General features: G+C 55.9%; 11 protein-coding genes and 1 riboswitch. Of the genes, 3 read left to right on the top strand and 8 right to left on the bottom strand.

Going from position 1 to position 15,305, the window contains the following annotated elements; translation table 11 throughout:
- Positions 1-35: 35 nt before the first annotated feature.
- Together M6D89_RS11630 and M6D89_RS11625 are read right to left on the bottom strand one after the other, a co-directional pair.
- Positions 36-299: a hypothetical protein gene (locus M6D89_RS11630; RefSeq protein WP_253968243.1), complete on the bottom strand. Its 264-nt coding sequence runs from the start codon at positions 297-299 to the stop codon at positions 36-38.
- 9 nt (positions 300-308) lie between these two features.
- Entirely contained in the window at positions 309-2,408 is a 2,100-nt protein-coding gene (locus M6D89_RS11625; protein WP_253968242.1) for a TonB-dependent receptor, read from the bottom strand.
- Positions 2,409-2,454: 46 nt separating this feature from the next.
- A riboswitch (TPP riboswitch) is annotated at positions 2,455-2,551 on the bottom strand.
- Positions 2,552-2,664: 113 nt separating this feature from the next.
- On the opposite strand from M6D89_RS11625, the gene M6D89_RS11620 reads away from it, so the two are divergent.
- The 3 genes from M6D89_RS11620 (at position 2,665) to M6D89_RS11610 (ending at position 4,817) form a co-directional block, all read left to right on the top strand.
- Positions 2,665-3,831 carry a helix-turn-helix domain-containing protein gene (locus M6D89_RS11620; protein WP_253968241.1) on the top strand — a complete coding sequence of 389 codons (1,167 nt, stop codon included), beginning with the start codon at positions 2,665-2,667 and terminating at the stop codon, positions 3,829-3,831.
- A gap of 152 nt (positions 3,832-3,983) precedes the next feature.
- Entirely contained in the window at positions 3,984-4,415 is a 432-nt protein-coding gene (locus tag M6D89_RS11615) for a hypothetical protein (protein ID WP_253968240.1), read from the top strand.
- A gap of 57 nt (positions 4,416-4,472) precedes the next feature.
- Entirely contained in the window at positions 4,473-4,817 is a 345-nt protein-coding gene (locus tag M6D89_RS11610) for a HopJ type III effector protein (protein WP_253968239.1), read from the top strand.
- Positions 4,818-4,926: 109 nt separating this feature from the next.
- Here the strand turns inward: M6D89_RS11610 and M6D89_RS11605 are convergent, their stop codons facing one another.
- The 6 genes from M6D89_RS11605 to M6D89_RS11580 all read right to left on the bottom strand — a co-directional run bounded on the left by M6D89_RS11605 (position 4,927) and on the right by M6D89_RS11580 (position 15,268).
- Entirely contained in the window at positions 4,927-10,059 is a 5,133-nt protein-coding gene (locus tag M6D89_RS11605) for a family 16 glycosylhydrolase (RefSeq protein ID WP_253968238.1), read from the bottom strand.
- 280 nt (positions 10,060-10,339) lie between these two features.
- Positions 10,340-10,942 (bottom strand): RdgB/HAM1 family non-canonical purine NTP pyrophosphatase, encoded by a 603-nt coding sequence (rdgB, locus tag M6D89_RS11600; protein WP_253968237.1) that lies wholly within the window; start codon positions 10,940-10,942, stop codon positions 10,340-10,342.
- Complete coding sequence (locus M6D89_RS11595) at positions 10,942-11,433, bottom strand: DUF4426 domain-containing protein (RefSeq protein WP_253968236.1); 492 nt, start codon at positions 11,431-11,433, stop codon at positions 10,942-10,944. The genes rdgB and M6D89_RS11595 overlap by 1 nt, the downstream gene beginning before the upstream one ends.
- Positions 11,434-11,453: 20 nt before the next feature.
- Entirely contained in the window at positions 11,454-12,041 is a 588-nt protein-coding gene (gene metW / locus M6D89_RS11590) for a methionine biosynthesis protein MetW (RefSeq protein ID WP_253968235.1), read from the bottom strand.
- Positions 12,042-12,043: 2 nt separating this feature from the next.
- Entirely contained in the window at positions 12,044-13,189 is a 1,146-nt protein-coding gene (metX, locus tag M6D89_RS11585) for a homoserine O-succinyltransferase MetX (protein WP_253968234.1), read from the bottom strand.
- A gap of 96 nt (positions 13,190-13,285) precedes the next feature.
- Complete coding sequence (locus M6D89_RS11580) at positions 13,286-15,268, bottom strand: dynamin family protein (RefSeq protein WP_253968233.1); 1,983 nt, start codon at positions 15,266-15,268, stop codon at positions 13,286-13,288.
- Between the last annotated feature and the right edge of the window lie 37 nt (positions 15,269-15,305).

The raw sequence follows: 15,305 nt of genomic DNA, 5'->3' as shown, positions 1-15,305 counted from the left end.
CGCCCAGGCTTGGGCGATGACTTCACTGACTTCGCTCACGCATCGGCCTCGGGTAGGGCCTCAAAGCCAGGCAAAAATTTACTCACAAACACGGCTTTACCCCAGGTTTCAACGCTGTAGCGCATGCCTTCGCCCAGCACATGCATTACCCGTTCATAGTCGCCGGTAATAATCGTGCAGGTGGGCTTGGTGGATACCAGCAAGCCCTCTTGCTGATTTAGCCAGTCAATAAAGCCTTTAATGGGCGGAATATATTCCTCGTTAAACGGGTACATACTCAGTTCGGCGGTCAGTTTCATAAGTTTTCCTTAAAAGCGGTAAGTGCCGGACAAACCCACGACGCGCGGTTCGCCAAATTGATAATAGGGCTCGGTGTCGTAACCTTTGCGCGGGTCGTTGCCGAAGGCGCCAAAGCCTCGGGTTTGAGTGTCTTCATCGGTCAGATTGCGGCCCCAAAGCGCCAGCTCCCAGTGCTCGGTGGCATAGCCTAGACGGGCGTTAAACAGCTCATAAGAGTCGGCCTGGGCTTCGTGACGGCTGGAGAAATAAAAGCTGTCTTTGCCCTCTATCTCTAACCGTGCAAACCAGTGATCGGTAAAAAAGTATTCGCCACCGGCGGTAAATTGATAGTGGGGTGCGTGGGGTAAATCGTGGCCGGATAAATCGTAAGCCTCGCCCTCGCCGGGGTTGGCTCCAGCGTGAACATAGCTTTGAAAATTATCAAATTCCGAACGCAGCAACCCCAGGCTTGCGAATAGGCGCAAGGCCTCGCTTGCCTGCCAATTAATGTCTACTTCTAAGCCGTAGCTGTGGCCAGCGGCGGCATTGGTGGTGTAATCCTCAAAGCTGCAGGGGCAGGTGTCGCCATCAATTTGTTGCAGCAGCGATTGCTTGGTTTGCACGTCGTCGCGATCTTGGTAGAACACGGCGATATTGCTGGTGATGCGATTATCGTTGGAGGCAAACTTGGCGCCCACTTCGTAGTTCCACAAAAATTCCGGCTGATATTCCCGCGAGCTTTCGGGCAGGGCGGTGTTGCTGTTAAAGCCGCCCGCTTTGTAACCGCGCGAGATTAAACCGTAATACAAGGTGGAATCGGTGTGGTATTCCAGTGCCAGCTTGCCGCCCAGCATATCGTCTTCAGGGGTGAAGCTTACGTCGTCACTGTCGCGGTAGTCGGCGCTGCGCTCTTCGTAGCGCAGGCCGGTGACGAGTTTAAGCGCTGCGCTTAGGGGGATATCCAACTGGCCGTACAGGGCGGTGTTTTCGGCGCTGAAATCGCTGGTAAAGTCCCCGCTTGCATAAGTGTACTGGCGCAGTAAGCTCTCGTTCTGGTCGCGGTAATACACACCGGCCACCCAACCGAATTCGTGGCGTTCGTTGTTGGACACCAGGCGTAAATCGGCGGTGGTGTTGTCGATATCGCGCAGGTAATTATCGGTTGAGCTGTAGCCGTCATAAATACAAGTGAAGTCACTGCAAATATCCGCGTAGGTCCAGTCTTCATCAAAACCGTACTCGGTATCCGATTGCGCGTGGCTGCCCAGCGCCACCAGTGAGACCGCATCGTTTAAGCGCCACTGCAGGCGCGCCGAGCCAGCTGAGGTTTCGGCGCGGTCGTGGCCGGGGTTATCCGACAAGGTGGTGCGGGTGTTGTCCAAAGAGAAGGCGTCGTAGCCGTTATCGACATTGACGTACAGGCCGGTCACATCCAATTGCAGCGCATCGCTGGGCTGCCAGCGCAGTTTGGCGCGGGCGGTTTGTTCGTCGATGTTCTGGTTGTCGTCAATATTTAAGTAGTCGTTATCCTGGTAGCCGTCGGAGCTGTGTTGCTCCAGTGCGACGCGGGCGCTCAGGGTATCGGTGAGCCCGCCGCTAATGGCTCCGCTTAAGGTTTGAATATTGTAGTCGCCCAGGGTGGCGTTCACTTCGCCGCTGAACTCTTGAGTGGGGGCGGCTGATACCATATTGATTAAGCCTGCCAGGGCGTTGGCACCATAGAGTGTGCCCTGCGGGCCGCGCAAAATTTCCACCTGGGCAATGTCCAGCGTGGTTGCTGCGCCGCCAATGCCGGTTAAGTCTATGCCATCGACCAGCAGGCCAACGGACGGGTTAACCGGCTCAATAAATTGGCTGCGCTCACCGATACCGCGAATTTGAAAAAAGCGGCCGCGCGATGCGCCGGTGGAAAAATTCACATTGGGGGCGGTGTTTAAAATTTGCGCTAGGTGCTCGGCGCCACGGGCGTTGATGGCGTCGGCATTAATGACCGTGGCGCTGGTGGCCAGCTCGCTCAAGTTGGTTGCGCGAAAGTCGGCGGTTACCAGAATCTCTTCAATCGAGTCGGTTTGCGCCTGGGCGGCAACGGCCAAGGGTAGAGCGGCTAAAACAAAGTAAGTGGGTTTCATAGAGTCTCCAACAGCAACAGGAGACCCGGCATGCGAAATAAGCGCGGATATGAGGAGTGTCCTATCCCTACGCCGGCATTAACCGGATCAGGTTCAACGGGTCTTTCTCAGGCCTAAGGTGCGGGCCACCCCGAGGATTGTGAGGCGGTATTTTACGCCTATTGCCGCGCTCTGCCAAACCACTGACGTGGGGCGCTATTCGGATGGGGCAAATACCGGTAGGATAAGCGACGACAACAACGCGACTCGGTCAATAATGCTCCAGTTTTATAAAAAAATGCTCGCTCTGCTGCTTGGCCTTTTACTGTTCAGTGCATTGGTCAGTGTGTGGTGTATCCGCAACACCTTCTCTTCGCGGGTGTTGCTGCCGGCCGCTGACAGTGAATTCGCCTGGCATCTAAGCCCCGAAACTGACCAGTATCAGGGGGGGCGCTCGGGTGTGCAGGTGCACGATGATCGCTACAGTCTGGACTATTCGTTTAGCTTATCCGATGTTGCCGAATACCCTTACGCCGGAGTTTTGCTCAACTTTGTCGATGCCGCGGGCGAGGCGACCCTGTTGGATTTGACCGGCTATCACACCCTTAGCTTTAACGTAAAATGCGCCCCCGCCAATGTTCTGGCCTTTGCCGCGCACACATTTGAAGAGGGTATTACCCGCGAGGGGGATATGCTGAGCTACCGCTCTCCGGCGACTTACTTTTCCTGTGACCAACATTGGTCCAGCGTTGAGCTGGACTTGACCCGCCTGGAAACGCCGCAATGGTGGCTGGATAAGTTCGAGCTAAAGTTGTCGATGCTTGATTACCAGCTTAACCGGGTGCCTCGTCTGGTGTTTGGCTCGACCCATCAAAGCCCCATGGTGGATTCGGCACGGGTGCAAATTAACGCGCTGGAGTTGCGCGGACGGGACTGGCGTTATCTCTATTTACTCGCCGGTATATTGGGGCTGGTCTGGTTGCTGGCTATTATTTGGCTATTCCGTGCACACACGCGGGCGCTTACCGAAGCCCTTAAATTGAAATTGCAAAAAGACCGGCCCCTGGTGGCGTATCAGCAGCTGTCGGTAGAGCCACGTCAGGATCGCGATAAAGAAGCGATATTACGTTATCTGGCCACCGAGTACCCGAACAGCGAGCTGAACCTCGATGGAATTGCCTCGGCAACGGGAGTGGGACGCGGCAAAATCAACTCGATTCTCAAGGCGGAGCTGGGCTATACCTTTACGGGATATTTAAACAAGGTCCGCCTGACTGAGGCGGCCCGACTCTTGTCGGACGGCGCCGACCCCAGCATTGCCGAAATTGCTTATTCGGTGGGTTACAAGAATGTCTCGTATTTCAACAAATTGTTTAAAGATGAGTATGGTTGTACCCCTAAAGCCTTTAGGGGGATTTATAAGGGCGAAAGAGGTGATAGTTAAAGTTCATCAGAAATAAGAAAATCGGTCCTAAATCTTCAACTTTTGCACTTCTCGCAGTGAAAATCCCAATAGCATTAGTCCTTAACCTCTGTTTTTTCTAGTCTTAGAGCCGAGAGACGCAAAATAACCAAAAACAAAATACAGAGGTTGCTATGTCATTACCCATGCCCACAGAAATCAACACTCACGCCTATACACCCAACCAATGGGTGGAGTCTCACCCGGCCAGTGCGTTTTTTGCCATTCAGGCCAGTTATTTTCCCGGTGTCTCGGCGGTTTTGGATGTTGCGACAAAGCCCGGACTAAACTGCTCCCCCTCACTGTTAAAGAGTGTGCTGCCCAGCTTGGTCGATTGTGCCGCTCAGTTAGCGTGCCCTGAAAGCTTGGGCGAGTGCGACATTAGTGAGCTGGAAATCAATCATTTACGCGCTTGGCGGGGCGAGCCTTTGCACGTAATCGTCAGCATCGAAGGGGCTCAGCATCGCTGCGCGGTGTTCAGTGCGCAGTTAAGTTTGGCTCATGACGCCACAGAGATCTCCAGCGCTCAGGGAACCCTAAGCAGTCGCTTTAGCGACGACGGCTGATTGTTCCCGGCGGGCCGTAGCTCTAAAATAGCGGTTTAACGTTATACGAGGTACGCCATGACGCTGGAAATGTTTATCCACAAATTGACCGAAGAGCCGCTCAATGTCGAGTTTAGCGAGACAATGGCGGTGATTGACGCCTATTACCAACATCAGGCTACGGCGTTTCGCAACGGTGATTTGAGCAACAGTGCGGATGAGAATCAGGGATCGTGCAAGATACTGGCATTTGGCCAGCTGCACGGCCTGACCGAGGCGCAAACTCTGGCCTGTTTTGGCAAGTTCTACCGCGAGGATGTATTGCAGCACCCCGAGGGCACAGACCACGGTAATATTCGCAATTTTATTCAGCACGGCTGGGACGGCGTTCACTTTGAGGGCGAACCCCTTACCTTGAAATAGCTGCAAGTCGCAGCCCGAGAAAAGGGCCCGCAAACTCGGTTTGCGGGCCCTTTTTGTATCAGTTGAGCCAACCTCCCTGTTGGCATTAAAAGGTCTTATGCCCCGGTTATCAGTCGGGCAGTTCCCAGCGCAGATTCGCGATTTGGAAAGTGACCTGTTGTTGCCCGAATACGGGCCACATGGAAAAGGGCGTATTGACCTTTTCCAAATCAAAGGCCCCGTTAGCCAGTTCGGTAAAAGGCACGCTTATCGTGGTCCAGTCGTTGCCCGCAGGCAGGGGGACCGGGACTTCATTGCTTGAGTTGCCCCCGGTTGACTCTACCTTGACCAAAAAGCCGTCGCTATTGCCACTGTTACTCACGACTTTGAGGTCAAACACCAGGTTGCCGTTAGCAAAGGCGCTTAAGTCTTTGGCCGCAGCATCCTGAATGTAGAAGGTGCCCATATTATTTTGGGTAAACTCCGCTTGCAGCACGGTGCCTTTATCGGCATCGGTTACTGTGGCGTCAAGGTTGATTATTTGCCCCTCTGCCTGCCAAACACCGAATCCTGGATTACCCCAATCGGCCGCTAAGCCGTTGACGAATACGTCCATGTCGTCAGTGATGGTTACCGGTGCCAACTTGGGTTCAATGGCGCAATCCTCCAAGCAGGCGATGCGAATATTATCCAGCTGGATATGGGCGGCGCCGCCCAGAAGCTCTAACTCGATGGGGCGCATTACTGACGACCAGTCGACTTGCGACCACGAGCCTTCGGCCTGGCGCAGGCTGTAAAAGCGCACCGAAACGGGTGTCCACTTGCCCACCATATCCGCCGTGAGGTCGACGTCTTCGATACTAAGGTCGGGAAAGCCTGAGCCCAGCTTAACAACCAGTTTGCTGCCGATATTAGCCGCTTCAACCCAAATATCAAACTTAAACTCACCCAGGTTGCGGGGCCGGTTATGCAAAGGATCACTGCCAAAGTTAAAGCCTGCCTCTACCCCTGGATAACTGCTCATAGCGTCCGACGCTAACCAAGCAACAGCAGCACCTGTATTATTGAACTGCAAGTCCCACACGGTAGTGCTGCCCGAGCCATCATCAATTGGGGCAGCGCTGGGGTTCGAGGCGAGCGCACCACTGTCATTCCATTCGGCGTATTGCAGAGGGTTTTGCACCGTGGTTCCGTTTACGTCGAAGCTCAGGGTCTGAATGCCACCGTCGGCGCCGCTGTAAAGCACCAGCTCATCGCGCGCATCCGCAGGCGGTAGATGGCCGACAATGTTGGTGACGTCTCTGTCATCTGCTGCGCTTTCACAGCCTTTGCCAGTCACCGGGTCGTGGGCGCACTCGTATACACGCACATAGTCTACGGTCATGGTGCGGGTATCGGTAAACGTTGGCAGATCAATGTATTCGCCGTTGCCCAGCGCTACATTCAAAAGCATATGAAAGGCTTGATCGAACGGCTGTGCGTCTTCACCGACTTGATAGCCTACCTCTTGGCCGCCCCAGTAGTAGATAAACCAGTTGCCAGTGTTGCGGGCAAACAGTACGTCGTCTACATACCAGCGGATCTCGCCCTCTTCCCACTCTACGGCGTAGGTGTAAAAGTCATCCCAGATGTTTGTGGGTGGCTCGTAGCCGGCGCCACTGTACTGGTTCCAAGGCCAGGCGAACCCATAGTGCAAGGTGCCGTGCATCTCGTTGGCGGCACCGGTAGGGGCAGGGCCTGAAACGCCAGGTTGGAATGCCTCAAAGATATCGATTTCGCCACTGTGTGGCCATGCACCGTAAATGTTGTCGCTGGGTAGCATCCACAGAGCGGGCCATACGCCCACGCCTTGCGGCATTTTTGCGCGGATCTCCATACGGCCGTACTGCCAATCGGCTTTGCCTCGGGTGCGTAGGCGGGCCGATGAGTAGTCTTTACAGACCGATGTATCGGCTGGATTGTAGTTGGGGTCCTCTTGGTTAGTCGCCGGGCCACATACTTGTCCGGGTTCATAGATCGCGGCGATGTGCAGCAGGCTGTCTTCGACATAGCTGTTCGCTGAGTCATCGGTGTAGCACTGGGCTTCGTTGTTGCCGCCGCCCCAGCAGTTAACTTCGTGCTCCCACTTCGTGCCGTCGATGTCGGTGCCGTTAAACTCATCGTTCCACACTAATTCCCAACCTGAGTCGAGGGTCTCAGGCACGGTGCTATCGGTGCTGGATGAGCTGCTAGAGCTGGAGCTTGGGCCTTCCGAGCTAGTACTGGACGAGCTAGAAATAGAACTGAAGCTTTCTGAGCTAGAGCTGGACGAACCGGTGCCCGCACTGCTTGATGAGCTGCTTGAGGATGAACTCGTCGATGTTTCGAACACCCAGCGCACGTTATCAAGCTGCAATTGCACGCCGGCCTGATCGCCCCATACCGGCAAGATAGTAAAGGGAGTGTTCATCGCGCTGATATCGAAGTCGCCGTGAGTGCCTGTATGGCCTAGCAAGTCGGCAATATCGATGGTGTACTCGGTCCAGACACCGGCAATGGGGGTGTGGATAACATAGTCGCCAGTACCTACCCCGGGGCCGCTCTCCAGTTTAACCACCAAGCCTTGAGTGTTGCTTCCAAAGTCGAGCACTTTTAAGTCGAACACTAACTGCCCATCACTGGCGAAGGCGCTCAGATCTTTCGCCTGGGTTGACTGGACAAACGCCAAGCCGTTGTTACCACTGTCGCTAAAGTCCAGTTGCAGTACATTGCCTCGCGCGCTATCGGCTACCGTACTGATACCGACGTGGCCGGTGTCGTTGTCCCATTTACCCACGCCAAAGTCCCACTCGGGGCCTGGTGCGCCTTGGTCGTAAACCGTAAAGGGGGCCTCTAAGGCGTCAATGCTAGGCTCGGCAGAGCCGCTGCCGTCAATCCACTCGATGTTATCGACGCGCAAATGCACACCGCCCTGATCGTTCCAAGCAGGTAAAATCACAAACGGTGTATTAAAGGCGTCGATATTAAAGCCACTGCCACCAGGGGCGGCCAGTAGGTCGGCGATATCAATGGTGAGTGTGGTCCAAACATCCTCAGGTACACGTTCGATCACGTAATCGCCCGTGCTAACACCCGGGCCGCTTTCAGCTTTAACCACAATGCCGCCGGTGTTGGTGCCGTAATCAAGCACCTTAATGTCAAAACGCAGCTTGCCATTGCTGGCAAAGGCGCGGGCGTTTTTGGTGGTGGTGGATTGAATAAATGCCAAGCCGTTTTCGCCGGTTTCGGCAAAGTTAATATCCAGAACATCGCCACGGTCTACGTCGTTAACCACTTCGGTGCTAACGCGGCCAGAGTTGTTATCCCAGGTGCCCACGCCAAAGTCCCAGTTGGCGCCGGGCATGCCATTGGCAAAAATGTCGAACTGCTCGGTCAGAGTATCGCTTACCGACGCCAGGACAGGGTCCACCCCACAGGGGCTTAAGCAGTTCAGCTGAATGTCGGCCAGTTGCACATGGGCGGTACCGCCCGAGGCTTCTAGCACAAACGCGTTAACCAGTTGGCCCAGGTTTGCTTCTCCGGACTCGATGTTGTTGGGCGCTAGCTGGTTGATGGCTACCGAGACCTGAGTCCACTCGCCCACGGTGGGCACGTCGATAGCATGGAAGCTAACGTTGGGCCAAACACTGTCGAGCTTAACCTGCAGTTCGGTGGTTGGGTCAATGGCCTGAACCAACATACTGAAGCGCAGTTCGCCATAGTCGGCGACGTTGGTGAACTTTAAGCCGTCGTTGACCTCGTAGTGAGCGCTCATGTCACCGCTTGATAAAAACACATTGCCCGGGCCGTTAAACTCAACGTCCCATACAGTATTGCCCTGGGCGTCCGTGGCATCCGGGGTGCTGATGACGTTGCCGGTTCCATTGTCGTAAAAACCGGGCACCAAAGTGTTGGTGACCTCACCGTCAACAGTGTTGAAGGTGAAGCTGGCGGGGCCTGCGTTGTATAAATCCACACTGACGGGCGTGGGCGCAGCCGCACCGGTAACATCTTTAGCCCCTGGATCCACGGTGGCGCAACCTTTACCGGTGACTGGGTCGGCCGAGCATTCGTAGACGCGCACGTAGTCGACTTCCATGGCCTGCGGGAAACTGGCGGTACCATCTGGGGCACCCGGCCAGTTGCCGCCCACTGCAACGTTTAACAGCAAGTGAAAGTTTTGATCAAAAGGAGCGTCCTCGGCGCCTAATTGGAAGCCATGTTCCTGGCCGCCCCAGTAATAGGTAAACCAATCGTCCTGAGTCTGGGTGGCAAAGTGAACGTCGTCGACGTACCAACGGATTTCGCCTTGCTCCCACTCAATGGCGTAGGTATGAAACTCCTCCCAGACATTGGCCGGTGGCGTATAGGCACTGCCAGTGTTTAAGTTGCCGGGCCACACTTGGCCGTAATGTAGGGTGCCGTGGGTGATATTACCGCCACCGGCATTGGGGTTAACCGCTTCCATAATGTCGATTTCACCGCTCAGGGGCCAGCCGCCGTATTCAGAGTCAGTGGGCAGCATCCAGATAGCGGGCCATAGGCCGTCGCCCTGGGGCAACTTGGCGTTGATTTCCATGCGGCCGTAGGTCCAATCGGCTTTGTTGCGGGTACGTAAGCGAGCCGAGGTGAAGGGCATAGTGGCCGAGGTGTCGCTGGGGTCGTAATCGGGGTTTTCGTTATTAACCGCCGGACCGCTAAAGGTTTCCTGGCGAGCGACAATATGCAGTTTGCCGTCTTGCACATAGCTGTTGTCGGCGCGATCGGTGTAACACTGTTGCTCGTTGTTGCCTCCGCCCCAGCAGTTAACCTCGTGTTCCCACTTTGTGGTGTCGATACTGGCACCTTCAAATTCGTCTTGCCACACCAGGTTCCAGGCCGTCGTGGGTGTTGACGAGGAGCTGGAAGACTGAACCGAACTACTGGAGCTATCTTCGTTGGAGCTAGACGACTGGGCGCTGGATGTCGAGCTGACCGAGCTACTGCTGACGGCCGAGCTTACTGAGCTGCTGCTGTCCGAAGAGCTAAGAGTGACCGACGATACGCTGCTGGATACACTTGAAGAGCTGACCGAAGATTCGCTTGAGTTGTCTACCGAGGACGAGCTGTTTTCGCCCGCGCTGGAAGAAACGACCGAACTGGCTATAGAGGAGCTGTTCTCATCGCCCTCCGAATTGCCGCCGCAGGCCGTTAGGGTGAGCGTTAGTGCGCCCACCGCAAAGGGTAAACCGAGATTTGCTTTCATTGTGACCTCTTTATTATTGTTCAAAGTCCGCCGGTATAGAGATAGACCGGCCGCTGTTTTATCCCGCTCCAGTCGAGTCGATACGGAGCGTGGTAGCGTTACTATGAATACCCAGTGGTCAAGGGTCGTCCCAGGTTGGGTCGGAGCGAGAAGGTGGCAAGTGGCCCTTTTACAGGCAATACAGTGACGGGTGTCAGTTTGTGCAAAAGCGGTAGGAAATTAGTGGGCGCCCCTTTGTGTGTTGGTTAAACGGCACGCCCAACGGTGATTACGGGAAAGTCTAAGAAGAGGTTTCGCTCAGGTTTTGCAGCAGGGCTTGCAGCGCTTTCGCCCGATGGCTGATACGGCCTTTTTCGTCTTTGCTAAGCTCGGCGGCTGCACACTCGTGGCTGGGTACGTAAAAGAGCGGATCGTAACCGAATCCGCCATCGCCCTGGGGGGCCTCCAAAATCCTGCCCTCCCAGCTGCCCTGGCAGATAATGGGGGTGGGGTCGTTGGCGTGACGCATATACACCAGGACACACTGGTAGCGGGCGGTGCGTGCGGCTGGAGCAACGCCTTGCAGTTGTTCGAGTAATTTGGCGTTATTGCTCTCATTGGTGGCGCCGGGGCCGGCAAAGCGCGCCGAGTAGATGCCGGGGCGTCCCTCCAGGGCGTCTACTTCTATGCCGGAGTCATCGGCCAGCGCGGGCAAACCGGTTGCCACGCAGGCGTTGCGCGCTTTGATAATGGCGTTTTCCACAAAGCTCAAGCCGGTTTCTTCGGCATCCGTGACATCGAATTGTCCCTGGGGCAATACATCAAAACCGACATCGGCCAGCAGTTGCTGAAACTCTTTAAGCTTGCCGGGGTTAGAGCTGGCCAGTACCACTTGCTGCGGCATTATTCGCCTCCCTGGAGATACAGTTTGCGGGAAAATTTAACGTTCAGTGGGGTGTCAGTGCCCTCGGGAGTGACGCTAATGGCAAAGTTAAATACTTCTTCATTGGTGTGTTTTAAATCCGCCAGGTAGTAGGTGGCGTCGCCTTCGCTGATGGTCTGAAAATCCAAGGTGCGCATTTGCTGCAGCAAATTACTGGCGGTGCCGGTTACCTCGGCGGGCAGTCCCAGGCTGGTTTTTCCGTCGTCCTCGCGAGTCACACTGATATTGATCAGGGCGCGATTAGAGGCGCGGTTAATCTGGTAAATTTCGGCGATATCGGGCGGCACAAAAGCGCTGTTAAACACGCTAAAGTGTATGGTATAGGCGCCGAATTGCGCGCTTCGCTCGGAGTCGACAATCTCCCGGGCCTGGGGAATTTCCTGGGCACTGGTGCCCAGGCTGGCAAGTGCCAGGAGGGTCAGTGCGAGCCATCGGGTAGGGGATGAAAACATAGCTAACTCCAAGACGTGGGTTACTTGCTTAAGTGGTAAATGGCCGTTTCACCAAATAGATTAGGGGCCAAGTCACCCAGCCACTGCACCGACTGTTCATTGACCACCTGCCGATGCAGAACGGTAATGTTCTTTTGCCGACACAGCACCTCAAAATCGGTAAAGGTACAAAAGTGAATGTTGGGGGTGTCGTACCACTCGTAGGGCAGCAAGTCCGACACCGGCATACGGCCGCGAATGGCCAAATGATAACGGGCTTTCCAGTGGCCGAAATTGGGGAAGGTAATAATACATTCCTTGCCTACCCGCAGCATTTCATCCAGCACAATATGCGGGTAGCGCATGGTCTGCAGCGCCTGGGTCATCAGCACGGTATCAAAACTGTCGGTTTCAAAGTTTTCCAGACCCCGGTCTAAATTTTGATTGAGAACATTAACCCCCCGGCTGATGCAGGTTTCGATTTGTTTGGGGTCAATTTCCAGGCCGTAACCGTGCACCTGTTTTTGCTCGCGCAGAAGCTTTAACAGGCTGCCGTCGCCACAGGCCAAATCCAGCACCCGGCTTTGCGGGGCGATCCAGGTCAGTAACTGATTAAAATCGAAGCGCATGGTTACTCCGTGATAATGCCGGCCATATAGCGGCCAAAGGCGGCGCGATAGTGCTCATTGGGCAGCAAGAAGGCGTCGTGGCCGTAGGGGGATTCTATTTCCGTGTAGCTCACGTTTTTCTGCGCGGCAATCAGTGCGTCGACAATTTCCCGCGAGCGCTCTACCGGAAACCGCCAGTCGGTGGTAAACGAGGCGACATAAAAGTCGCATTGAGCGCGGCGAAAGGCGGTGGCCGGGTCGTCGTTGTACTCGCGCGCCAGATCAAAATAATCCAGGGCGCGGGTCATTAGCATGTAAGTATTGGCGTCGAAGCGGTCGGAGAAAGTATCGCCCTGGTAGCGCAGATAGCTCTCTACCTGAAATTCCACCGCTTCATCCAGACCCTGAGTAAAGCTGCCGCTGCGCAGTTCGCGGCCAAATTTCTCGCCCATGACGTGGTCGGATAAATAGGTGATATGGCCGATCATACGCGCCACCGCCAGCCCGCTTTTGGGGTAGGTGTGGTGGTTAAAATAATCACCGCCGTGAAATTCCGGGTCGGCCATAATGGCCTGGCGGGCGGTTTCGTTAAAGGCAATATTCTGCGCGCTCAGCTTCATCGCCGAGGCGATGACAACACAGTGACGCAGGCGCGAGGGATACTCCAGCGCCCAGCGCATCGCCTGCATGCCTCCTAGGCTACCGCCCACCACGGCTGCCCACTGGCTAATGCCCAGCCGGTCCGCCAGGCGCGCCTGGGAGTGCACCCAGTCGCGCACCCTGAGTTTGGGAAAGTCTGCGCCCCATACTTTGCCGGTCTCGGGGTTGACCGAGCCCGGGCCGGTGGAGCCGCTGCAGCCCCCCAAATTGTTCAGCGACACGACAAAAAACTTGTCGGTATCAATGGGTTTACCCGGTCCGATATAGCCGTTCCACCAGCCGGGTTTACGGTCTTCGCTGGAGTGATAGCCCGCCGCGTGATGATCCCCGGACAGTGCGTGACAGATGAGCACCGCATTGGACTTATCGGCGTTGAGTTCGCCGTAAGTTTCCACGACTAGATCAAACTGCTCGAGGGTGCGGCCGCAGGCGAGTGTGAAAGGCTCGGTAAAACTGTAGGTTTGGGGGGCAACCAAACCTATGGAGTCCGCAGGAAAAGCTTGTGTCATTCGAAACCGGCCACTGTATGACAGAGAAAAGACGCAAGTCTAAGGGGGCGCCTAAGCCCCTGCAAGTACTGGCGTCATTTCGCGAGGCGAAGCCAGTTATCCAGCAGCCTGTCGCGCCGCGTGCAGTGAGACGACCTTAGCACTATTGCCCGGGGCGGGTTCAGGGCTGCGGCTGACCTCGGCAAACAGCGGGGTTAATCCCTTGCGCGCAAGGCGCAGCTCTCTCAGGTCGGCTTCCAAAGCCCGCAGCTTTTCACTGTGACTGACACCTTGTTCGCGCAGTTGGCCCAGGCGCATCATCTGATGCTCCAACAATTGTTTTTGGTGCTGGTTGTGGTGCACCAGAGGCGTCAGGGCATCTTCCAGCCAGTCGCAGGTGGACGTCTGCAAAGAGCCAAACAGCGCTTTAACTTCTTTTACCAAGGTGGCGATAAAGCGGTTAATTAACGTCTTTTTGGGCGCGATAACGCTGTTGAGCGAGTGGCGCAGGCGTTCGGCATTGGCTTCCAGATTGCGCAGTTGACGCCGCTCGGCGGTGAAGTTTAGCTGGTGCTTGCGCGCCATGGACTCGTCCAGGCCGTGTTCGGGGCGCTGATAAATACTGGTAAGAACCTTATTGGCCCGGTCGACCTCGCGCAGCAGTTGGTTCATGCAGCTGTCGACATCGTCAAAGAAATCGCCGATGGCACGGGTGAGTCCCACCGTGGTCCAGCTGTCGGCCATTTTTTGGTAGGCCTCGTCGATCATACGCTCAAGCTTGGCCTCGGCAATCGGCGCCTCAAGCGAGGCTTTTTGGTGGCTCAGCAGTTTTTTGCTGGTGCGCAGTGACAGGGATTGCTTGTGATGGCGATGGTGGGCTGCGCGCACTTTCTCGCGCTGGCGGGCGACTTCTTCTTCGGCTTGGGTGTCGCGGCTATCGCGCAACTGGCCCAATTGAGATTCGGCCTCGTCAATACGCCGGGTCAGGCTTGTGTAGGTGTTGCTAATCATCGCGTGGCTGTTGCTAACCAGGCGATGACTCACGATTTGCTGCTGCGAGCGCATAATACATTCAGCCAGCCTCTCTTCCAGCATGGGGAAATTGCTGCGTTGCAGAGTTTCACTGCGCTGGCGAGTTTTGGCCAGCAGCGCCTGCCGGGCAGACAGCGGCAGAACCTGTTCCGGCGCCAGCTGTAGCAGGTGGGCTGTTTCGATACGCACGCGCTCGACGTTGGCGGCGGTTTCGGCCGCCGGGGTTAGGTCATCCCAGAGGGTGTCTATTTTGTTAAGCAGGGCCAAAATGGCGGTGCCATTACTGTCGCGCAGATGGGCGATGTGGTCGCGCCAAATCGTCATATCACTGGCGCTGACGCCGCTGTCGGCCGCCAGCAGAAACAAAATAGCTTGCGCATCGGGCAGGGTTTTCAGGGTCAGCTCGGGTTCGTTGCCCAGTGCATTGAGCCCCGGGGTGTCGACAATACGCAGGCCCTCGCGCAGCAGGGGGTGATCCAGGTTAATCAGGGCGTGGCGCCAGATGGGCACCTCGACCATGCCGCTGGCTTTGTCTTGCGTCAGGGTGGCCACATCAAAGCCCAGGCGCTGGGCCTCGGCGCGGGTCACTCGCTTATTAGCCGATACCTGGCCAATAGCATCGGCAATGGATTCGTGCTCGGCCGGGTTGAATTCAATGGTGAACCAGTTTTGCGGAATGCGCTTAAAGTTTTGCATGCTGGTCGCGCTGCGCCGGGTTTCAATGGGCAGTAGGCGCACACAGTTGCGCGGCTGAGCCGGATCCCAGAAAATTTCGGTCGGGCACATGGTGGTGCGCCCCGGCTGCGAGGGCAGCAAACGCCCGGTGGTTTGGCTGTAAAGCAGGGCGTTAATGAGTTCTGTCTTGCCGCGCGAGAACTCGCCCACACAGGCGACGGTGAAGGATTCGGCACTTAACAGTTTACGCGCGCGCTGCAAATATCGCTGGGCGTCATCGGTGACCAGTTGGTGGGTTTTGCACCACTCGCCGAACGCTTGCAGGCGTCCGTCGAGCTGGGTCTTCCAAGTATTGTATTGCGCCATTTGGCGGTGCAGGTTTTTTATATCCATGGTCTGCGGTAAGGTCCTGTCTAATTGTTGCTCAATC

The sequence above is a fragment of the Gilvimarinus xylanilyticus genome (genome assembly GCF_024195295.1).
GTDB lineage: Bacteria > Pseudomonadota > Gammaproteobacteria > Pseudomonadales > Cellvibrionaceae > Gilvimarinus > Gilvimarinus xylanilyticus.
Note: the sequence above shows the minus strand (reverse complement) of the source record. Positions and strands in the feature narration are given on the sequence as shown.